The organism is Actinomadura chokoriensis (assembly GCF_041463665.1).
GTDB classification, from domain to species: domain Bacteria; phylum Actinomycetota; class Actinomycetes; order Streptosporangiales; family Streptosporangiaceae; genus Spirillospora; species Spirillospora chokoriensis_A.
In genome coordinates, this window is the sequence record NZ_JAXCEJ010000001.1 from 363796 (window position 1) to 384064 (window position 20269).

The 20269-nt window shown below is 69.3% G+C and carries 23 protein-coding genes; 13 read left to right on the plus strand and 10 right to left on the minus strand.

Translation table 11 applies throughout. The features are described 5' to 3' along the window. Positions 1 to 56 precede the first annotated feature (56 nt). Together SM418_RS01795 and SM418_RS01800 are read left to right on the plus strand one after the other, a co-directional pair. Positions 57 to 431 (plus strand): TraR/DksA family transcriptional regulator, encoded by a 375-nt coding sequence (locus SM418_RS01795; RefSeq protein WP_371938657.1) that lies wholly within the window; start codon positions 57 to 59, stop codon positions 429 to 431. Positions 432 to 509: 78 nt separating this feature from the next. Then, entirely contained in the window at positions 510 to 1577 is a 1068-nt protein-coding gene (locus SM418_RS01800; protein ID WP_371938656.1) for a hypothetical protein, read from the plus strand. An 83-nt stretch (positions 1578 to 1660) separates the two neighbouring features. Here the strand turns inward: SM418_RS01800 and SM418_RS01805 are convergent, their stop codons facing one another. Both SM418_RS01805 and SM418_RS01810 read right to left on the minus strand, forming a co-directional pair. Next, a complete protein-coding gene (locus SM418_RS01805) occupies positions 1661 to 1861 on the minus strand; it encodes a DUF397 domain-containing protein (protein ID WP_371939010.1) in 201 nt (66 codons plus the stop codon). A gap of 2 nt (positions 1862 to 1863) precedes the next feature. Next, the gene (locus tag SM418_RS01810; RefSeq protein ID WP_371938655.1) at positions 1864 to 2676 is read right to left on the minus strand and encodes a helix-turn-helix domain-containing protein; all 813 of its coding nucleotides are present in this window, start codon (positions 2674 to 2676) and stop codon (positions 1864 to 1866) included. Positions 2677 to 2829: 153 nt separating this feature from the next. Between SM418_RS01810 and SM418_RS01815 the strand changes: the two genes are divergently transcribed. Then, entirely contained in the window at positions 2830 to 3045 is a 216-nt protein-coding gene (locus tag SM418_RS01815) for a hypothetical protein (protein ID WP_371938654.1), read from the plus strand. 296 nt (positions 3046 to 3341) lie between these two features. On the opposite strand, the gene SM418_RS01820 is transcribed toward SM418_RS01815, so the two are convergent. Beyond that, entirely contained in the window at positions 3342 to 3563 is a 222-nt protein-coding gene (locus tag SM418_RS01820) for a hypothetical protein (RefSeq protein ID WP_371938653.1), read from the minus strand. A 135-nt stretch (positions 3564 to 3698) separates the two neighbouring features. Here SM418_RS01820 and SM418_RS01825 point away from each other — a divergent pair, with 135 nt between their 5' ends. From SM418_RS01825 to SM418_RS01835, 3 genes are read left to right on the plus strand one after another with little or no spacing between them, the layout of a single operon-like run. Then, positions 3699 to 4037 carry an ArsR/SmtB family transcription factor gene (locus tag SM418_RS01825; RefSeq protein WP_371938652.1) on the plus strand — a complete coding sequence of 113 codons (339 nt, stop codon included), beginning with the start codon at positions 3699 to 3701 and terminating at the stop codon, positions 4035 to 4037. Then, complete coding sequence (locus tag SM418_RS01830) at positions 4034 to 4510, plus strand: SRPBCC domain-containing protein (protein WP_371938651.1); 477 nt, start codon at positions 4034 to 4036, stop codon at positions 4508 to 4510. Before SM418_RS01825 ends, SM418_RS01830 begins: the two co-directional genes overlap by 4 nt. Continuing rightward, positions 4507 to 5133, plus strand: coding sequence for a dihydrofolate reductase family protein (locus SM418_RS01835; protein WP_371938650.1), 627 nt, complete (start codon positions 4507 to 4509; stop codon positions 5131 to 5133). Before SM418_RS01830 ends, SM418_RS01835 begins: the two co-directional genes overlap by 4 nt. A gap of 12 nt (positions 5134 to 5145) precedes the next feature. Here the strand turns inward: SM418_RS01835 and SM418_RS01840 are convergent, their stop codons facing one another. Beyond that, positions 5146 to 5304, minus strand: coding sequence for a hypothetical protein (locus SM418_RS01840; RefSeq protein ID WP_371938649.1), 159 nt, complete (start codon positions 5302 to 5304; stop codon positions 5146 to 5148). A 174-nt stretch (positions 5305 to 5478) separates the two neighbouring features. Between SM418_RS01840 and SM418_RS01845 the strand changes: the two genes are divergently transcribed. Next, positions 5479 to 7695 (plus strand): NACHT domain-containing protein, encoded by a 2217-nt coding sequence (locus tag SM418_RS01845; protein ID WP_371938648.1) that lies wholly within the window; start codon positions 5479 to 5481, stop codon positions 7693 to 7695. Positions 7696 to 7728: 33 nt separating this feature from the next. After that, positions 7729 to 8382 carry an HAD family hydrolase gene (locus SM418_RS01850; RefSeq protein WP_371938647.1) on the plus strand — a complete coding sequence of 218 codons (654 nt, stop codon included), beginning with the start codon at positions 7729 to 7731 and terminating at the stop codon, positions 8380 to 8382. On the opposite strand, the gene SM418_RS01855 is transcribed toward SM418_RS01850, so the two are convergent. After that, the gene (locus tag SM418_RS01855; RefSeq protein WP_371938646.1) at positions 8357 to 9874 is read right to left on the minus strand and encodes a B12-binding domain-containing radical SAM protein; all 1518 of its coding nucleotides are present in this window, start codon (positions 9872 to 9874) and stop codon (positions 8357 to 8359) included. The two genes, SM418_RS01850 and SM418_RS01855, sit on opposite strands and share 26 nt — an antisense overlap. A 242-nt stretch (positions 9875 to 10116) precedes the next feature. Here SM418_RS01855 and SM418_RS01860 point away from each other — a divergent pair, with 242 nt between their 5' ends. Together SM418_RS01860 and SM418_RS01865 are read left to right on the plus strand one after the other, a co-directional pair. Beyond that, entirely contained in the window at positions 10117 to 10770 is a 654-nt protein-coding gene (locus SM418_RS01860) for a response regulator transcription factor (protein WP_371938645.1), read from the plus strand. 5 nt (positions 10771 to 10775) lie between these two features. After that, the gene (locus SM418_RS01865) at positions 10776 to 11873 is read left to right on the plus strand and encodes a sensor histidine kinase (RefSeq protein ID WP_371939009.1); all 1098 of its coding nucleotides are present in this window, start codon (positions 10776 to 10778) and stop codon (positions 11871 to 11873) included. On the opposite strand, the gene SM418_RS01870 is transcribed toward SM418_RS01865, so the two are convergent. The 3 genes from SM418_RS01870 to SM418_RS01880 all read right to left on the minus strand — a co-directional run bounded on the left by SM418_RS01870 (position 11874) and on the right by SM418_RS01880 (position 15324). Next, complete coding sequence (locus tag SM418_RS01870; RefSeq protein WP_371938644.1) at positions 11874 to 14189, minus strand: ABC transporter permease; 2316 nt, start codon at positions 14187 to 14189, stop codon at positions 11874 to 11876. Further along, positions 14174 to 14887, minus strand: coding sequence for an ABC transporter ATP-binding protein (locus tag SM418_RS01875; protein ID WP_371938643.1), 714 nt, complete (start codon positions 14885 to 14887; stop codon positions 14174 to 14176). The genes SM418_RS01870 and SM418_RS01875 overlap by 16 nt, the downstream gene beginning before the upstream one ends. Before the next feature lie 83 nt (positions 14888 to 14970). Further along, complete coding sequence (locus tag SM418_RS01880; RefSeq protein ID WP_371938642.1) at positions 14971 to 15324, minus strand: winged helix-turn-helix transcriptional regulator; 354 nt, start codon at positions 15322 to 15324, stop codon at positions 14971 to 14973. Between the two features lie 80 nt (positions 15325 to 15404). Between SM418_RS01880 and SM418_RS01885 the strand changes: the two genes are divergently transcribed. Beyond that, positions 15405 to 15977 (plus strand): carboxymuconolactone decarboxylase family protein, encoded by a 573-nt coding sequence (locus tag SM418_RS01885; protein ID WP_371938641.1) that lies wholly within the window; start codon positions 15405 to 15407, stop codon positions 15975 to 15977. Positions 15978 to 16420: 443 nt separating this feature from the next. Here the strand turns inward: SM418_RS01885 and SM418_RS01890 are convergent, their stop codons facing one another. Then, positions 16421 to 16615: a DUF397 domain-containing protein gene (locus tag SM418_RS01890; protein WP_371966037.1), complete on the minus strand. Its 195-nt coding sequence runs from the start codon at positions 16613 to 16615 to the stop codon at positions 16421 to 16423. Beyond that, the gene (locus SM418_RS01895) at positions 16599 to 17426 is read right to left on the minus strand and encodes a helix-turn-helix domain-containing protein (RefSeq protein ID WP_371938640.1); all 828 of its coding nucleotides are present in this window, start codon (positions 17424 to 17426) and stop codon (positions 16599 to 16601) included. The genes SM418_RS01890 and SM418_RS01895 overlap by 17 nt, the downstream gene beginning before the upstream one ends. A gap of 102 nt (positions 17427 to 17528) precedes the next feature. On the opposite strand from SM418_RS01895, the gene SM418_RS01900 reads away from it, so the two are divergent. Together SM418_RS01900 and SM418_RS01905 are read left to right on the plus strand one after the other, a co-directional pair. Continuing rightward, positions 17529 to 17945 carry an ATP-binding protein gene (locus SM418_RS01900; protein WP_371938639.1) on the plus strand — a complete coding sequence of 139 codons (417 nt, stop codon included), beginning with the start codon at positions 17529 to 17531 and terminating at the stop codon, positions 17943 to 17945. 127 nt (positions 17946 to 18072) lie between these two features. Beyond that, complete coding sequence (locus tag SM418_RS01905) at positions 18073 to 20151, plus strand: restriction endonuclease (protein ID WP_371938638.1); 2079 nt, start codon at positions 18073 to 18075, stop codon at positions 20149 to 20151. Positions 20152 to 20269: the final 118 nt, after the last annotated feature.

The following is a 20269-nucleotide window of genomic DNA, read 5'->3' on the forward strand; positions in this document are numbered from 1 at the left end:
TATGTAGAACCGCCTCAAGGTTCACAGGGTGCGTTGACTTGCGGCATGTTGTTGTTATGAGCACGTCAGAAGCAACAACACGCCGCAAGTCAACGAACAGCGCGGAGGAACGTCTGATCGCGGAGCGTGCCGGCACGCAGGAGCTCATCGCGTCGCTGAGCGGCGATTGGGACGGTGTCGTCGATGCGTCGGCGCACACGGGGGTGGACGACGAGCACGATCCGGAGGGCGCCACCATCGCGTTCGAACGCGCCCGGATTGAGGCGTCCCTGAGCCGGGCCCGCGCGCGTCTGGCCGACATCGACGACGCGCTGCGCCGGCTCGGCGAAGGCACCTACGGCGTCTGCGAGCAGTGCGGCGGCCCAGTCGGGGACGACCGCCTGGCCGCACGTCCGGCCGCCCGTACCTGCATCGCCTGCGCCGGCACCTGACCCACCCCGCACACCGGGTCCAGGGTTGTCACGGGCGTGGCGCTGGTCCTGTCGGCCTGCGGAGCGGAGCATGGAGCCATGCGGATTTCCGACAACCCGAGCGACGTTCCTGATGAGAAGCCGGAGCCTCCAGCCGCCACACCGGAGGTGGATGAGAGCTTGGTGGAGGAGCATCCCGGTGCCGAACCCGTCGAGGAGCTTGCCGAGTTCGTGCCGTTGGACGAGGTCCCGGACGAGGAGCCGGAGACCGAACCCGGAGGCACACCACCGCCCGACGATGTCTTCCCGGCTGAGGACGGCGAAGACGACCTGACAACAAACAAGCTGGTCATGCCTACCGAGGCGGCCGAGGACGAGGTCATCGGCGGTGAACCCGGTGTCACCCGCGAAGGCGCGCCTTCGCCCGTCGTGGTGCCCGCAGAGCCGCGCGAGGAGCCTCTTGACGCCCCCGAGGAGCCCCCTGGACCGCCCGACGCCCCGACCCGGACACCGCCGCCGGTCGAAGATGATCCGCTGACGGCTCAGGACACCGAGGACGAAGGCAAACCGACACCCGGTGACGTGAAGCCAGCGGATGAGGAGACGCCCGAGGACGCGGCTGGCGAGGAGTGGGCGGAAGAAGAGACGCCCGACGACGCGCCGACGGTGCACGTGGAACAGGAACCCGAGCGTGAGCTGTCCATCCCGCAGGACGTGCCGGCGGAGCGGGTGGTGCCTATCGAGTCAGTGATTCACCAGAGCCTCATCAACGAGATCGCCTTTCAGGTGGACGGCCTGATCGGTTCATCGGAGGCCCTGGAGGCCACGGGCTTCGACTTCTTCGTCGTACTGGTCAAGGGACGGCTCGACCCGCATTGGGTCACCGTCAAGCTGATCAAGTTGACGGTGACCGGCCTCGCGGCCGGTGCGGGCATGCCCTTTCCGCACCTGGTCGGCGAACTCGCCGGCAATCTGACCCGCGAACTCCTGCCAACCGAAGACTGGAAGGCCGCCACCGTAAGCACCATCCAGCTCGCCGACATCGGGCTCGACGCCCGCGACGGCCGCCTCGATTCTCCGATCTCCCGGGCTTTCGTTATCGAAGAGGCCCAGAATGCGGGCGGCAGGCTCACCGATCCGGAGAACCCCCACCCGCCGATGCGGTAGGCCGCGTGGGCAGCCCGAAACCGGCACATGTGGAGTGCGAAGACGCTGGGGCGGCCACGGCCTCGCACGCTGCCGAGGGACGTCTACCGGTCGAATCTTCCTGCACGGATGTCGTTGGCCAGCGTGCTGAACGCCGCGCGCCCGAACGCCAGCTTCGGCCCCTCCGGGTCCTTCGAGTCCCGGACGGCGACTCCCGAGATGAGGTTGGCCACCTCCACGCAGTTGCCACCTTCTTGATCGCTGTGAGAGCTCTTGCGCCAAGACGCAGGCGACAGGTCGGACATGCTCACGCGCCTTCCATGTGGGTCCGGATGAGGGCCATGGACTCCTCAGCGGACAGTGCCTCGGATCTTGCCAAGTTGAAGAGTACGGCAAGCTTGCGCACTGCCTCCGGGATTGTGAGCGTCTGACCATGCTCGCCTGTTCCTTCCATGTACGCGATGGAACCTTCCCGGGGGAAGCCCAGAATCTGGAACCCCGCCGGGTGGAACAAGCGAGCCCTCGTCGGGACGATCTGAACTGAGATCGTGGGCCGTTCTGCCAGGTCAAGTAGCCGCTTGCATTGCCCGAGAATGACATCCGGGTGTAGATCGCGGATGACGGCCTCCCGGATCAAAAGGAAGATCAACGGCGGGGAAGCTTTGTCGAGGACGGCCTGGCGTTCGAGGCGAATCGAAACCAGCTCTTCCAGCTTGTCCGGGCGCCTGTTAGCACTGAGCACGAGTCGGGCATAGTCCTCTGTCTGGAACAGACCCGGGATTAGAAGCGGCTCGTAAATGTTGACTTGGTCTGTCTCCTTCTCAGCCTCGATGAGCGGTCGGAATCCGCTGGGGATCAAACCACGCTTCCGCACCTCGGCGTGCTTCTCCCACATGCGGCGGAACGTGCCGTCCGCCTGGAAGTAGGTGTCAAGGTCGTCGGCGAGGCCCTCGGACGGGGGCTTCTCGAAGCTCTCGACCTTGGAGATCCACTGGGGAGTGCAACCCAGCGCCGCCGCGAGCTTGTTCCGGGAGAGGCCGGACGACTCCCGCCGCGCACGCAGCTCCGTGACGAACATTTCCTGGTAGGCGGAGGGGTTGGTGTCACGCGAGGGTGTCATCGGGTGTCTCCCGGGTGTCAGATGTGCGCTCGGGGGGGTCGCCTGACGCGGTCGGGTGCCTGTCGGGGGGTGAGTGGTTCGTAGCTCACGGTAACCGTTCCCTGCTTGGCTCTCTCTCGAAACGCCGAACCAAGTCCGTAGGGAACCCCGACCGTGAACGATCAAGAACGCGAACGACTCCAGGAGCAATATCCCGCGTGGCACATCCGCCGGCCCCGGACGATGGAATGCCTCGTGGCCACCCGCCTCGGGCGGCCGTTGACGCAGCGGGAGATCTACTACGGCCTGTGCGCCACCCTCGTCGAGGACACCTTCCAGTCGCTCAGCGAAGCCCTCGCCGAACAGCGCGAGATCGAGGGCACGCTGTGATCTCCGCGTTGGTGATCACGAGCACCGCACTTCTGGCGATCTTCGCGGTATGGATGCTGATCCTCTTCATCAGCATGGCGATCGCCGACCACGGCTACGTCGGCAAACACCGATGAACTCCCGGAGCGGCCGACGGGCAGGTGTCTGCGCTCCCCCGGCTCTACGCGCAGACCACCGACGATCCCCCGGGTCCGGCGGCCGCTCCGGGTCACCGTCCGCCACGAGCATCCGCGCACTCGCGGGCCACGGACGCCCCCGCCCAGGCGGTGGACGCCTGGGCGGGATACGGCACTCGGTCAGAGGCGCTGCTTGAGGAGTTCCTTGCCCTGCTCGGCGCCCTTGCGGCTCTCTCCCTGCGCACGGCGGAAGAAGTCGGCCAACTGGACGTCGCCGTCGCGCTCGGCGTCCTGGATGTAGGTGTCCAGTCTGAGGGCGTTGCTCAGGCACTGCTCGACGAACCAGGTGATGTCGTACGCCTTGTCCTTGGTCCCCGTGACGTGACCGGTCTCTTGAGGCATGAGTCCTCCCCCCGATGATGCTTACTTTTCCGGCGAATACCCATAAGTCCGCAGATGAACCCCGGTCCGGGCCCGCACACCCTCTCGACACTTAGCCCTTGCGCTAACCATCGCGCGAGCGCAATACTTAGCCGCATGGCACAGTATTCGGCGGAGCTGGACGGCGTGTTCGTGGCCCTCGCCGACCCCACCCGCCGGGCCGTCGTCCGGCGGCTCGGCCGCGGTCCCACGAGCGTCGGCGACCTCGCCCGCGAGTTCCCGATGACCCTCCCCTCGTTCATGAAGCACGTGCGGACGCTCGAATCGAACGGGCTCATCCGCACGGTCAAGTCCGGCCGGGTGCGCACCTGCGCGCTCAACCGCGAACGGCTCGCCCTCGTGGACGACTGGCTCGCCGAGCAGCGCCGGATCTGGGAGGAGCGCACCGACCGCCTCGAGCAGTTCGTCACCGACCCGGAGGAGGACAGGCAGTGAATCCCGATCTCGATCTCGCCCTGGAGCGGATCATCCGCGCCCCGCGCGCCACCGTCTGGAGCGCGTGGACCGACCCTTCACGGCTGGAGCGGTGGTGGGTCCCGGCTCCGTCCCGCTGCCGGGTGGACCGCCTCGACCTGCGGCCCGGCGGAGCGTTCGTCACGCGGCTGAGCGACGACGGGGCCGAGTTCGTCCCGCACCTGGACGCGTGCTTCCTCGACGTCGACGAGCAACGGCGGATCGTGTTCACCAACGCGGTCGACAGCACGTGGCGTCCGGCGCGGCCCGCCCCGGTCGCGATGACGGCGACGATCACGCTGGACGACCACCCGGACGGCACGGACTACCGGATGCTCGTCCGGCACGGCGACCCGGACGCCCGAGCCCGGCACGACAAGCTCGGCTTCGCCGACGGCTGGGGCACGGTCTCCGCCCAGCTGGCCGACCTCGCCGAGGGGATGGCGCCACGATGAAGATCACCCTTACCGAGTTCGTCACGCTCGACGGGGTCAGCCAGGGGCCCGGCTCGCCGGACGAGGACACCAGCGACGGTTTCACCCGCGGCGGATGGCTCGTCCCCCACATCGAGGGGACGTTCGTCCAGCGCGTCTCCGGCTGGCTCGACCTCGCCGACGGCCTGCTCCTCGGCAGGCGCACCTACGAGGCGTTCGCGCGGGACTGGCCGCGGATCACCGACCCGGCCGACCCGTTCGCCGAACGGATGAACACGCTGCCGAAGTACGTCGTGTCGAACACCCTCACCGAGGGAGCCTGGCACCCGACGACCGTCCTCAAGGGCGACCCGGTCCAGACGATCGGCGAGCTCAAGGCGCGGCCGGGACGGGAACTCCAGGTGCACGGCAGCGCGCGCCTGGGCGGCGCACTCCTGGAGGCGGGCCTGGTCGACACGCTCCGCCTCGTGGTCGCGCCCACCGTGCTCCGGACCGGCCGGCGCCTGCTGTCCGGCCCGGGCGCGCCGTCCGGTCTCCGCCTGACCCACCACGAGGCGACGCCGAACGGCCTGCTCCTGCTCGAATACGAAGCGGCGGGCCGGGCGCTCCACGCCGAGTACGAGGGCGTCACCGCGTTCATCTGATCTCCTCGCGGGTCAGGCGTCGCGGTCGGGGAGGTCGGCCTCGTCCCGGGGATCGGACGTGGGGCCGGACGGGGGCCGGGGGCCGCGGTCGCGGGTGAGCCATACCGTCAGCAACGCCGCCACGAGCGGCATCGCGTCTCTGATGATCGTGTGGGCGAGATGCGCGTTCATCGGGGGCTCCCTCAGGGGCTCGGGATCTGGCACCTCCGACGATCCCCGCTGCACTGCGTCGTGTGCCGCACCGGGAACGCCCAGGATCGGGAAAAGTCGTCGACATGCGTCAAGGGCCGCACTTCGGGCGCGGAGCCGTACGTAGCATCGCGGCGAGGCGATTGCGAGACGACGATGAGTGCTGCCGCGACCCCTGACCCCCCGGAACGCTGGATCAAGGCCCTGAAGGCGCTGATCACTCCCGGGCTCTACGGAGCGAACCTGGAGGACTCCCCACTGCTCGACCATCCCGTGGTGCGCGAACGCGCCGGGGACGGAGCCACGACCGCCGCCCGCGTCCAGGCCCTCATCGCGGTCCTCGAGGACGCCGTCGAGAACCGGCTGCGGCACGACGACCAGGCCGTCGCGCGGATGCTGCTCGGCATCGGCCGGTATTCGGGCCGTCCGGTCACCGACCGGCACTGGGACGCCGCCAAGCGCCGGAACCCGAGCTGGACCTGGGAGCGGCACTACCGCAAGGAACCGCTGAACCGCGACCTCAAGAAGATCGCGCTGGCGCTCATGCGGAGCGGCTCCGAGCGCGCGGCGGAGCCCGCCCCAACGGCACCCGCCCCAACGGCGGCGGGCGGGGCTGCGGCGCTGTCCGGGACGCTGGTGCGCGACCTCGGGCGCCGGCGCACGGCCTACCCCCTCGACATGAGCCTGCACCAGCTCCACAACGCTTCGGTGCTCATCGGGACGCGGGTCGTCCGCTACCACGAGCGCGGGCGCGGCGGGCAGGAGCTCACCCTGGAACCCGTCCTGCGGGGACTCGGCGAGGGGCGGTCGGCGCTGCTGCTCGGCGAACCCGGCGGGGGCAAGAGCGTCGCGCTGTACGACGCCGTCCAGCAGAGCCTGGACATGGGCCTGCTGCCCTTCCCCGTGCGGGCCCGCGACCGCGCCGAGCTGCTCGGCGACCCGGCCTGGCCGGAGCTGAAGGACCTGCCGGAGGCGGTGCTGTTCCTGGACGGCCTGGACGAGGCCGCGGGCGACGGCAAGGACCTGGCGGACGACCTCACCGAGCTTCTCCGGGCACGTCCCGCCCTCGTCACGTCGCGGCTGCGCGAGTACGAGCACGCCTTGTCGCCGCTGCTGGCCGACGCGGGGTTCGACGAGGTGTACGTCGTCCTCCCCTGGCGGCAGGAGGTCGAGTTCCCGGCCTTCCTCGGACGGCTGCACGGCACCGGGCTCCTGGACGAGCCGAACCTGCTGTTCACCACGGTCTCCGACAGGGAGGACCTGCGCCGCATCGTGGAGCGGCCGCTCTACGCGCGCATGCTGACGTTCATCGGCGAGCAGGGCGCCCACAACGTGGACGATCCCGTGACCCTGTACGGGGAGTACCTGTCCAAGCTGGCGCGCGTCGCCGAGTCGTCCGCCGGTGGCGGCGCGGGCGATGCGCAGGACGCGCTCGGGCTCTGGCAGGCGGCGGCCTGGGCGGCGCACTCGTCGGGGGCCCGCGCCGGGGACAGCGTCGTCCTCGCCGACCTCGTGGGCGCGCTGCCCGCCGGCCTCGACCCCCGGCCCGTCCGCCGGATGCTCGACCTCATCCTCAACATCCGGACCGTCCGGAACCGCGAGGTCGGCGAGTTCATCCACTACACGTTCTTCGAGTACCTGGTCGCCACGCACGTCTACGACGCGCTCCTCGCGCGACCGGACGCCAGGAGCATCCACGAGCTGTTCCGCCGCGACCTCACCCGCGAGATCCGGCACCACCTGGCCGCGCTGCTCAGGTCGACGCCGCCGCCCGGCCTGCGGGAGAGCCTGGCGGAGGCGTACCGGGCGGCCCAGGCCGAGGGCCGCACCCCCGAGGTGCTGGCCATCTGCAACCTGCTCGTCTACCTGCTGTCGCGGACGGTCGAGCAGAGCGCTCCGGTGCTCAAGGACATGCTGGCGCGGGAGGACGATCCGTTCCTGTCGGCCGCCCTCCTGTCGGCGCTCTGCCACCGCGGGATGCGCGGCGTCGACCGCCGGTTCCTGGAGCGGCTGGACGCGGAGCCGACCTTCCGGGCCCTTTGCCGCGGTTATGTGCTGTATTACTACGGCGACATCGACCGCGACGACGGCCCGCCTTATCTGGACAATCCTCCCTACCGTCCATGCACGAACACGCTTCGCACGATTTTGGACGCATTCGAGCGTTCCACATCGACCGAGAAGGTCGCCGCACTGCGCCGCGGAATCGATCTCCTAATCTTCCTCGACATCCTGGCGGTGCGCGATCAGGCCATCCCGAAAGAGGGGATCGACCGGCTGCGGAAACTCCACGAGGCACTCCAGGGCGAACAGATCGATGCTAGGCTGTTGGCTCGCTTGGCGGAGATGCTGGAAATGCTCCGCTCGCGGTGACGATCCGCTGCGCACCGACCCGAGGTGGTCCTCATGGGGAAGCTGTTCGTCTGGGATCTGCATGGGACGCTTGAACGGGGCAATCACCGAGCGGTCATCAATATCTCCAACCAGATCCTGGAACGCTTCGGGCACTCTGAACGCTTCAGTCACGCGGACGGCATCACCCTCTATGGCAAGAAGTGGTACGAGTACTTCACCTGGCTCCTCGGTGATGACGCGTACGCGCGGGCGATGGAACTCCAGGAAGCCTGCTTCGAATTATCGGAGAGCAACCCCAACACGCAGTGCAACGGCATCGAGCCGACCCCGCACGCGCCCGAGGTGCTGTCCGCCGTGCGGCGCCGGCACGACCAGATCCTGATCTCCAACACCCGGCCCGCCACGCTGGCGATCTTTCTGAAGGTGCTGCGGCTGGAGGAGTTCTTTCCGGGCGGCACCGCGTTCGCGGTCGACCAGCACGTCCGGGACGCCGAGCGCACCAAGGCGCACGTCCTGGCCGAGTACCTCGCCGGCCGGGGGCGCTACGAGGAGATAGTGATCATCGGCGACTCGCCCGGCGACATGCGGCTCGCGGAGGTCGGCGGCGGCAGCCGATACCTGTTCACCCATCCGGGTTTCCGGTTCCGCGACTGCGAGGCCGACCACCGGATCAGGGATCTCAGGAAACTGCTGCCGGCCCTGTGAGCGCGCTCGTCCGCAGTTCCTCGTCCCGGACGCGCCGCGCGAACTCCGGCCGCCACGCCGGCGCGTTCCAGTCGTAGCAGTAGGCCCACGGAGCGATGCCGCGCAGCTCGACCTCGGGCGGCGGGCGCAGTGCCAGCGGTGAACCGCGGACGATCTCCAGCAGGTTCAGCGACCCGTCCACCATGCCGGGCGCCCGGTCGCGCCGCGCCGCGAACCATTCGAGCTGGCGCTCGGCGTCGTCCGGCGTCTCCCCCGGAAGCCCGAAGATCAGGTTGAGCACGACCGCGATGCCGCTGTCCGTGCAGGCCGCGATGACCTCCTCGACGATCTCGGGGTCGGTCACCTTGTCGAACAGCCGCTGCCCCCGCCGGTGGATGGTCTCCACCCCGAACTCCAGTGTCGCGAGGCCCGCGTCCGCCAGCGTGCGCGCGTGGACGGCCAGGCTCCGGGTGACCTTCGTCGTCGCGCTCCACCGGGCCCGGACGCCGGCCGCCTCCAGCGCCGCGGCGAGGTCCAGCATCATCGGGACCGTGAGCAGCGAGTCCTTCACCGAGAACCGGGTGGCCCCGTGCTCGCGCGAGAGCGCGCCCATCGCCGCCGCGGCGCGCGCCGCGTCCAGCCGCGTCGCGACCGGCTCCACCACCGGATACGTGCAGTAGGTGCAGCGTCCGTAGGAGCAGCCGCGGGTGAACTGCAGCGGCAGGGTCAGCGTTGACGGCTCGTAGAGGGCGAGCTGCCGGGGCGCCGCCAGCGGGTGGTAGTCGAAGCGTTCCCCGGCGGGCGGGGCCGCCGCGATGCGCGGCACGGACGGGTGCCCGGCGCGGGCCCGCCCCACCAGCTCCGCGAAGCCCTCCTCGGCGTGTCCGGGCATGACGTGGTCGACGAACTCCAGGTACCGCGGCTCGGCGGCCATCTCCGCCGCCAGCAGCGTGACGTGGCTGCCGCCGAGCACGGTGACCGACTCCGGCCAGTACCGCCGGACGAGCCGCGCGATGACCAGGGCGAGAAAGACCTGGGACGGCCCCATGATGGAGATCCCGACGACGGGCGGCGGTTCCGGAAGCGTCCCGAAGACCCGTTCTTCCAGCCATTTCCCCCAGAAGGCGCCCGGTGCGGCGGCGCGTGCGGTGGCCCGGCGCAGCGTCTCGAAATCGAAATGCATTCCCGCCCGCGCGTCGGCGGTGTCCGGAAGGTGCACGGCCTCGCCGGGGCACAGCCCGGTGCTCGCGAAGAACCGTCCCGCCGCGGTGGCGAGCAGCGCGCGGTTCTTTCCGTGGTCACCGAGAACGCCGCCGGGAACGCCGCCGGCCGGGGCTCGCGCGATCCCGGTGAATTGCCGGATATATTCGATGTTGAGGTCGCGGACCTCGATGTTCAGGCCGTGCCGGGCCGCGGCCCTGGCCAGGATCATCGGGCCGAGCGGGGGATTGGTCTCCGACGGAGAGGGCGGCGGCACAAGGACCAGTGCGTCGGTCACCTCGTCGAAAGCCATGATCTCCCGACCCCGCTCGTAGGGGAGGGATTCCTCCCGCTCCCCGGCACTGTAACCCAGCGGGCGAGTCGCGACCATACGCCATTCACGAGCACTTTTTGGATGTTTGCAACTTGGAATTGATCAAAGCCATAACTCGCACGGTCAAGGCGCGTCCGGCCGCCCACGCCCGGTGTCAGCGCCCCGGCCCGCGCCGGCGGCCGTTCACCTTCGCCTTATCACCGGTGTGCGGGAATGGGAGGATGCGGATTCTTGTGGCCGAGGACGAGCGGTTCCTCGCCGATCTGGTGGCCGAGGGGCTGCGGAAGCGGGCGATGGCCGTGGACGTGGCCTATGCCGGGGACGGGGCGCTGGAGCGGCTCTCGGTCAACGACTATGACGTCCTCGTGCTGGACCGAGATCTGCCGGGCGTGCACGGCGACGACATCTGCCGGGAGCTGGCGCGGCAGGGCGCGGCGGTGCGGATCCTGATGCTGACCGCGTCGGGCGCGGTGCACGAGCGCGTCGACGGGCTGAACCTCGGGGCCGACGACTACCTGGCCAAGCCCTTCGCGTTCGACGAGCTGGTGGCGCGGGTCATGGCGCTGGCCCGGCGGAACGTCCCGCCGCTGCCGCCGGTGCTGGAGCACGGCGGGATCACCCTGGACGCGGCACGGCGCAAGGTCTTCCGGGAGGGCCGTCCAGTGCCGCTGTCCCCCAAGGAGTACGCGGTGCTGGAGGTGCTGATGCAGGCACGGGGCATGATCGTCAGCACCGAGACGCTCCTGGAGCGGGCCTGGGACGAGAACACCGACCCGTTCACCACGGTCGTCAAGGTGACCATGAGCAAGCTGCGGGCCAAGCTCGGTGAACCGGCCGTCATCGTCACCGTGCCCGGAAGCGGATACCGGCTGTGAAGCCGATGACGGTCCGGGCGCGGATGACGCTGCTGTACGGCGGGCTCTTCACCGTGATCACGCTGGGGGTTCTCGGCGCGGTCCTGTGGATCCAGAAGCGGATCGTGGACGACAAGGTGCAGGACGTGACCTTCCCCGCCGACAGCGACCCCATGGTGTTCACCCCGAATGACCCCCGGAAGCGGGTCGTAGGGCCGGAGCACCTTCAGGAGAGCCTGGCGGGGTCGCAGCGGCTCGTCATCCTGGCCGCCATCGTGGTGATCGTGGTGCTGGCGTTCGCGGTGTCGTGGTGGCTGACCGGGCGGCTGCTGCGGCCGCTGCACCGGATCACCGGAACCGCACGCCGGTTGTCGCTGTCCACCCTGCACGAGCGCATCGCCCTGGACGGCCCGCAGGACGAGTTGAAGCAGCTCGCCGACACCTTCGACGCCATGCTCGACCGGCTGGAGCGGGCGCTCGCCAGCCAGCGCCGGTTCGTCGCCAACGCCTCGCATGAGCTGCGCACACCGCTCGCCGTCCAGCGGACCGCCATCGAGGTCGGCCTGGCGGATCCGTCGCCCGAGCGGCTCGCCGTGGTCCGGGACGAGATGCTGCGCAACACCCACCGGTCCGAGCGGCTCATCGAGGGGCTGCTCGTCCTCGCGCAGGGTGAGCGCGGCCTCGACGTCCGGGCCCCGGTCGATCTCGAAGCCGTCGTCGAGCAGGTCGTCGACGACCACCTGCCGCTCGCCGAACGCGGAAAGGTCGCCGTGAAGACCGCCACGGAACCCGTCACCGTCACCGGGGACGAGGTTCTGCTCACCCGGATGGTCGCGAACCTGGTGCAGAACGCGATCCGGCACAACCACTCCGGCGGGCACGTCGTGGTCGAGCTGTCGGGAGGAGGACTGGTCGTCCGCAACACCGGCCCGATCGTCCCGCCCGGAGTGGTGGACGAGCTGTTCGAGCCGTTCCGGAGGCTGGCCGGCGAGCGGACGGGGTCGAGTGACGGCGCGGGGCTCGGCCTGTCGATCGTCACCGCCATCGTCCACGCCCATGACGGCGCCGTGAGGGCCACGGCCGATCCGGACGGCGGGCTGTCCGTGGCCGTGGCCCTCACCTGATCATTCGCTGCGGAGCACGGTCGCGGTGCGGGTGGCGGCGGCGCGGACGGCGGGCCCCCACGCGCCGAGGACCGCGACGAGCAGCCCGGCGCAGGCGGGCGGCAGCAGCAGGGTCCAGGTGTAGACGTGGATCCACGACTGCGCCATCCCGCTGTTGAGCATCTCTCCGGTCAGCGCCATGACGCCGCGGTGGGCCAGGACGCCCAGCGGGGCCCCGAGCGCGCCGGCGACGACGCCGAGGGCGGCCATCGACGTCACCATCATGAGGACGACCTGCCGCGGCGCCATGCCGATCGCCTTGAGGACGCCCAGGTCCCGGCTGCGTTCCCGGGCGCTGAGCAGCACGCTGTTGAGCACGCCGAGACCCGCGGCCGTGCAGATGATCAGCGAGAACAGCGCGGACAGGCCCCCGAAGACGGCGCCGTTGGAGAGATCGGGCTCGGTGGCCTCGGCGAACAGCCCGCTGGACGCGGCGGACGCGTTGATCCGGCCGGCGTAGGCGGCCGGGTCGGTGCCCGGCTTCACGATCACCGAGAACGGCCGCTGATCGAGCCCGCCCGCGCTACTCGGCAGGCTCGCGGCGTCCAGCATCAGCCTGGTGGTGTCGGAGTGCGCGAACGCGCCCACGATCCGGACGGTGGCCTGTCCCCCGTCCGTCTGGAGGGTGAGGGTGGCGCCCACGTCCAGGCTGTTGCGCCGCAGGAACGCCTCCGTCACCACCAGCTCGCCGCGACCCGCGAACCAGCGCCCGCGGACGAGGTTGTCGCCGAGGAACGGCCGGTAGTCCCCGCTGTAGGTCTCGGCTGACAGCCCCGAGGGGAGCCCGGAGATCCGCACGGGCAGCGAACGGAACGACATCACGTGCGCGGTGCCCGGCTGGGCGCGCAGCAACGCCAGCATCTGCTGCTCTGACAGGCCCGATCCCTGGCTGCGCGGGTCGATGCCCACGTTGACGGACGTATGGCCCTCGGTGTCCGCCGTGAGGATCTTCGAGACCGTCTGCTGGAGGCCGAACCCCATGGTCACCGCGGTCACGCCGAGGCAGAGCCCCGCGAGGGTGAGCGCCGTCCTGGCCGGCCGGGCGATGGGCAGGCTCAGCCCGAGGAAAGCCGGGACGGGCAGCCGGGTGCGGGCCAGCCACCGCTGCACCCGCCGGCCGCGGCCCCGGCGCGACACGGTCCCGGCGCTGATCGCCTGGACCGCTGGCAGCCGTCCGGCCCGCAGCGCGGGGACGAGCGCGGCCAGTGCCACGAGCACGAGGACGCAGCCGCCCGCCAGGACTTCCAGCCCGAGGCCGGTCCCGCCGGCGGAGGGCAGCTCGAATCCGGCGGCCAGGCCCGCCGCCACCCGCCCGGCGAGCAGGTGCCCGGCGAGCAGGCCCGCCGCGCAGCCGAGGAGCGCGGGCGGCGCGATCATCCCGACGAACACGGCGACGACCTGCGTCGGGGTGAAGCCGAGCGCCTTCATCACGCCGATGCGCCGGAACCCGGAGACCACCGCGCCGCTGACCACGTTGCCGATGATGAACGCCGAGACGGTTATGGCGAGCGCCCCGAAGACCGTGACGAACGGGATCAGCGCGTTGAAGTCCTCCTCGAATGACTTCTTGACGTCGACGTAGGAGGCGTAGTCCCGCGTCGGCAGCCCGGCCGTCGCCGCGGACAGGCTCGCGCGCACGTCGGACGCGTCGCCCGCGCGGGCGAAACGGTAGAGCATCCGCAGTCCGTCCGGCCGGAGCGCACCGATCTGGCCCGGCGTCACCCAGCCGTCCGTCCCGCCGGTCACGGAGGCGGCGAAGCCCACGATCTTGAGGGTCGGGAGTCCCGGGGACGTCACGGTGCCGCCCAGCCTCACCGGCCCGGCCGGGAGCGGGTCACCCCGGAGCACGATCTCACCCGGCGCGCGGACCCAGCGTCCGGAGGTGACCGTCAGCCTGTCCACCGGGCCGCCGGGGTCGGCCCGCCCGGCGACGAGGAGGCCGTCGCCGCCGACCAGTTTCGGGCCCATCCCCGGCTCGCGGGGCAGCACGGCCGTCTGGAACGGGCCCGCGGCGGCGGTGACCCCGGAGGCGTGCGCGGTGGCCGCGGCCTGCGCGGCGGTCACCTTGCCGGAGTCGAAGGACACCGTCGCGTGCGCCCCGCGCGCCTTGGCGAACGCGTCGTCGAACAGCGAGTTCGAGGCGGCCAGCAGGCCGAGCCCGAACACGAGGGTGGCCGTGGACAGCGCCACGACGACGGCGATGCTGACCGCCTGCACCCGGCGCCGCCGCACCCCGGCCCGCGACGCCGCCCAGACCGCGCTCAGCGGGCGATCCACGGCTCGCTCCTCTCCCGCGCGGTCTCGCCGACGATGCCGCCGTCCCGGAACTCGATCAGCCGGGTCGCGCACCGGGCCGCCAGCCGCTCGTCGTGAGTGACGAGCAGCAGGGTCTGGCCCTTCCGGTTGAGGTCGAGCAGCAGGTCGATGACCTGCTCGCCGGTCGCGCTGTCGAGGGCGCCGGTCGGCTCGTCCGCGAGCAGCAGCGCCGGGCGGTTCATCAGCGCCCGCGCCACGCCGACCCGCTGGCGCTCGCCCCCGCTCAGCACCGCCGGGTAGGCGTCGCCGCGGTCGGCGATGCCCAGCTCGTCCAGCAGCTCCAGCGCGCGGGCCCGCGCCTTGCGGGCCGGGACGCCGACGAGCCGACCGGCCAGCGCCACGTTCTCCAGCGCCGGCAGGTCGTCGAGGAGGTTGAAGAACTGGAAGACCATCCCGATCCGGCGGCGCCGGAACCGGGCCAGCGCCGCCTCGCCCATCCCGCTGATGTCCTCGCCGTCCACCTCCACCTTCCCGGACGCCGGACGGTCCAGGCCCGCGACCATGTTGAGCAGCGTCGACTTGCCGCTGCCGGAAGGGCCCATCACCGCGACGGCCTCCCCTTCGCGGATCTCCAGGCTCACCCCGTCCAGCGCGGTGAGATCACCGAATGTCTTGCGTACGGAGCCGAGCCGTACGACCTTCTTCTCAGATGCGTTCACGCGGCCAACGTGGCAGCCGGGAGGTTTCCGCGAGGTGAGCGCCGGCGCCCGCCGCTGGAGAACCGCTCGGCTGGGCGTGGCCTTCACGCCTCCATGGGCCCCTGATCGTTCCCTTCCTGCGCCTGCGCCCAGGTGATCGCCCATTCGTCGAGCGGGCGGAGGGCCTGACAGAGTGCCGTCCCCAGCCGAGTGAGCTCGTAGCCATCGGCCGAGCGGGCGATGATCCCGCTCGAGGTGAGTTCGCGGAGCCGCTGGTAGAGGACGCTGGACGACAGACCTTCGCTCCGTGCCAGGAGCGCGCGGGCGCCGAGCGGGCCCGCACGCAGCTCCCAGAGAATCCGCAGCGCCCACCGGCGGCCGAGCAGGTCCAGCGCGGCCATGATGGGACGCCCGGTCGTCGAACCGCGAACCGGTGTTCCTGGGCGCGGTGTCGGCATGCCTCTCCTTGCGTTTCGTTATTCGAAACACTAGCATCTACCAGCGTTTCTAATTTCGAAACAACCTGACGGGAGGCCCGATGCCGCGGATAGCCCTGCTGGAACCGCCTTACACCGACGAGGCCGGCGCATTGCTCGCGCACATGATGCCCGGGAAAGCCCCGCCGATCGGGCTGTTCCGGATGTTCGCCAGAAACCTCCCGATGGCCAGCGCCATGCACGGGTGGGGTCGCTACGAGCTGGGCAGGCAGCTGACCCTGTCCATGAGGGAACGCGAAATCGTCATCGACCGGACGTGCGCGCTGTGCGGCTGTGAGTACGAATGGGCCGTGCACATGATGACGTTCGCCGAGCGGGTCGGCCTCACCCACGAGCAGGCGACGTCCCTGGTGCACGGCGGCTCCGCCGACGAGTGCTGGACGTCCGAGCCGGAACGGCTGCTGATCCTCGCCGTCGACGCGCTGCACGAGCGTTCCGACATCGATGACGCGCTGTGGGCACGGCTCGCTTCGGTCTTCGACGACGTCCAACTACTCGACGTGCTTCTGCTGTGCGGGTGGTACCACGCCGTCAGCTTCGCCGCGCGTGCCGCACGCGTGCCGCACGAACCCGGCGCGCCGCGCTTCGCCGACTTCCTTCCCCGCGTTCCATGACTCTCCCCTCCTCCTCCGGCCGACCACGACGGCCTACCCGCCACGATCGTTCACGCGCGCCTGCGCGAGGGTCGTGGAGGCCGTCCGACAGCGGTCGTGGACGAGGCGTCCTGGGGCCGGGGCCGGCAGCCCGTTGACCGATGACGAGCGCCGCCTCGTGCCCGCCCTGGTCGGCGCCTCGCGCGCCGTCCGCCTGTCGGAGGATCGGGATCCGGCCCGCGAGGGGGAACGAACGGGCCGTGCTCTCGGTGTGCTTCTTCGCCGACGCACCTGGACGAATCGAACACGCATGCAACGACGGCACAGCACCAACTCCGCGGAGGAGTGCTGCCGACCCATCGCTGAAGGGATCAGTGCCAGACCAGGCCCTTGCCATCGGGCCCGTCACAGTACAAGATCGATTTTTCCCTGCGTTGCGGTGTAGCACCATCAAGAGATGAGGCTTACCGGTAAAGATCCTTATCGTTGGTCTTCACACGAGCCAGCAACCCGGCGAATGCCTCCCGCTCGAACGCCAGCCGATCACCGTCCGGATCTTTTGAGTCCCGCACCCAAACGCTATTGACCGACCTCGCCAACTCCACGCAGGCGGGATCACTGTCACCGCCGCTGCGGGAACTCTTACGCCACTGGGTCACTGGTGTACGTCCTCATCGTTTGCTCGATCAGGCTCCGGGAGTCGTTCTTCGAGAGTGCGACGGCTCCGATCTTCGCGAATCGAAGCGCGAGAGCGGCAGTCTCGTCACCACCCTCGATGAGCCGCCCGCCGAGCTGCGCTCCGACATATGCCACATATCGAGAGCCTACCCGTAGGATCTGAATCGCCCCATCATGTCCGGGATGCCGTCCCACCGACCTGGGAACAACACGTACAGCCGCCCTTGAAAGCCTGCCGACCTGGACCAGGTAACCGAGCTGCTCGCGCATCACGCCGGGGCCACCAACAGTGCACTCAAGAACCTCCTGGTCAAGAAGAACCCAGAGGTGCGGCGGGTCGGGCTTGGCAAGTATCTCCTGCCGCTTCAGCCGTGCCTCAGCCTCAGCGGAAACGTCCAACTCGTGCTCGCTGTCAGCGACCAGAGCCCGCATGTACGACTCGGTTTGCAGGAGAGCCGGGACGGTCTTCCCGTGGTACACCTCGATGTTTCTCGCTGCCTGCTCGTACTGCAGATACTGCTTGTACCAGTCCGGATCGTGCCCGTTACAGGCGAACATGTACAGCCGCTCGAAGTGACCACCGGTGTTCCACGCCTCGTCCAGACGCTTCAGGTAGCTATCGCGGGGTCGCAAACGCCCCGCTTCCCAGTTGGATACAGTCCCTCGCGTCACTCGGACGATCATGGCGGTCTGAGCCAGCGAAAGACCTCGCCGAGTACGGTAAAACCACAGGTCAAAGGCCAACCAAGCCCACAGCGAAGAACTCGGGTCGATCGACTCGCGGACGCTCATCGCTCACCTACAAGTGTATTTTCCCGACCTATATCCACGGTAGGTTAACGAGCAGGCGCAGAGAGTGAGGGCAAGTTTCGACAACTCGCAGGACGGCCCTCCATGAACGATCAAGACATGACCATTCCCGCTCCGCCCACCCCCGAGATCCGGCTGACGGTCCTGGCCGTGCCGTCCTCGGTCGTCCTGGCCCGCGAACTGGTCCGCTACGCTCTCACCAACTGGGGCTTTGAGCGCAATCTCATCCACGACTCCATGCTCGTGATGAGCGAGATCGTGTCCAATGCCGTCACCGCCGCCCCAGGCCACCACATCCGCCTCCGCTGCACGCTCCAGGAGGAGGCCCCGCTTCTGGAGTGCTGGGATCCCTCCCCTGCACTCCCAAGGTCACGCAACATCTCCGGGACCGCCGAAAACGGACGCGGTCTCATGATCATCACTGCTTTCGCTGAAGGGGCCGGAACCCGCCCTTCTGCCACGGGCGAGGGCAAAATCGTCTGGGCCCTGATGCCCGCGTGACCGGTATTGGCCTGATGTATTGATCAGGTAAGAACCACTCTCAGCCTTGCGAGGACACGCCTAACGTTGACGTCGAGAGTCGGGTCGTCATCGACGGGTGGGATAAATGGCGAGAAGTCAGGGTTTGATGGCCACGGTCGCGCGGATGCAGCGCGAAGCCGAGCGGGCGGCAGCGGCAAGACAACGGGCTGACGCGGCCGCGCAGCGTGAGGCGGCGCGGGCCCAAGCCGCTTACGCGCGGGCGCGGGCCGCTGACGAGAAGGAACGCAAGCGCCTTTACGCCGAGTCTCGATCAGCTGAGGTCGCCGCGATGAACGAGAACCTCGCTCAGCGGCTGGAGGACCTGGATTCCATCCTGGTCTCTGGGCTTCGCATCGATACCCGGTTCAAGCTTCATCGACTCCAGGAGAAGGCGGATGTCACGCCTTTCGATCCCGGCCCGGCAGGCCGCCCGGAACCAGCGCCCCGTGCCGAAGCGTTTCTGCCTCCCCCGCCGACCGGCCTGTCCAGGCTGGTCGGCGGGGCGCGGCATGAGGAGCAGGTCCGCCAGGGGCAGTTGAACTACCAGCAGGCGTGCGCAGAGCACGCGCAGCGGGAGCAGGCCCGGCAAGCAACGTTGAATCGCCTCCAGCATGAGCACGCGCAGCGGACGAGCGAAGCAGAGGAACAGGCCCGGCGACAGAACGCCGAGATCGAGTCATTCAAGCGGGAACTCGCCGAGGGGCGGCCCGACGCTGTCGTCACGTATTTCGACCTGGTCCTGAACGCCATCTCCTATCCTGACGGCTTCCCCTCGAAGTGGCGGATGGCATACGTACCCGAGTCCGCACAACTGGTGGTCGAGTACGAGCTGCCGACAATAAGCGTCGTCCCCACGGTCAAGACCTACAGGTACCTCAAGACATCTGACTCGATCACCGAGACCAAGCGTCCGGTCACGCAGGTCAAGGGCCAATACACATCCGTCGTCGGCCAGATGGCGTTGCGAGTGGTGCGGGACCTGTTCGAAGGCGATGCCGCCAGTCACATCTCGGCCATCGTCTTCAATGGCATGGTCGACACCGTCGACGCGGCCACGGGACGGCCCGTCCGCCCGTGCCTGCTGACGCTGCGGACGACCAAGGAGACGTTCGCCGAACTCGACCTCGCCCGGGTCGACCCCGCCGCGTGCTTGAAGCATCTGGGCGCGGGCGTCTCCCGAAACACCGCCGAACTCTCGCCCGTGCGCCCGGTACTGGAGTTCAGCATGGTCGACCCGCGGTTCGTCGAGGAGACCGACATCCTCGGCGACCTGGACGACCGGCCGAACCTGCTCGACATGAGCCCGACAGAGTTCGAGGGGCTGATCCAGAACTTGTTCACCCGGATGGGGTTGGAGGCCCGGCAGACCAGGCCGTCCAGGGACGGCGGCGTCGACTGTGTCGCCTACGACCCACGGCCGATCATGGGCGGCAAGGTCGTCATCCAGGCGAAGCGCTACCGCAACACCGTTGGGGTCTCGGCGGTCCGCGACCTTTACGGGACGCTGCAGAACGAGGGCGCGTCCAAGGGCATCCTCGTCACGACCAGCGGCTACGGCCAGGCTTCCTTCGACTTCGCGAAGAACAAGCCCATCGAACTTCTCGACGGCGCGAACCTGCTCTTCCTCCTTAAGGAACACGCGGGAGTGGACGCCCGTATCGAGGCGCCGGACGGCTGGCGCGACCCTGGCCTCGACCGGGCCGACTCCGATGCCCCCGCGTCCCCGCTCCGCATGGGTGAGAACGTCAGACTCTCCTCGCCGACGCTCCTTTGCGCCTTCGCGCTGCCCTCCACCGAGCACGATCCGTGCGCCCTGCTTCTGGGAGCCGACCGCAAGGTCCGGTCCGACGCCGACTTCGTCTTTTACAACCAGCCGGTCTCTGCGGACGGGGCGATCAATCTGGATACCGCGACGCACCAGGTCAAGGTGAACCTCGCCCGACTGGCCACCGACGTGTCGACCGTCCTGCTAGTGGCGAGCGGGCCGCCGGGGGCCATCGGGCTCACCGTGACCGAGCAGAACGGCACTGCCCACTCCCTGACACTGGACACCACGACCGAGACCGTCTTGATCTGCACTGAGATCTACCGCCGCCAAGGCGGCTGGAGAATGCGCGCTGTGGGTCAGGGGTATGCGGACGGCCTTGCCGGTCTGGCTCGGGACCACGGCGTCGTCATCGAATAGCCCTGCCGCCGGCACGGTCGGCTCGTCCTGCTCTCGCCGAACGTCTTGCGCACGGAGCCGAGCCGTACGACCTTCTTCTCAGATGCGTTCACGCGGCCAACGTGGCAGCCGGGAGGTT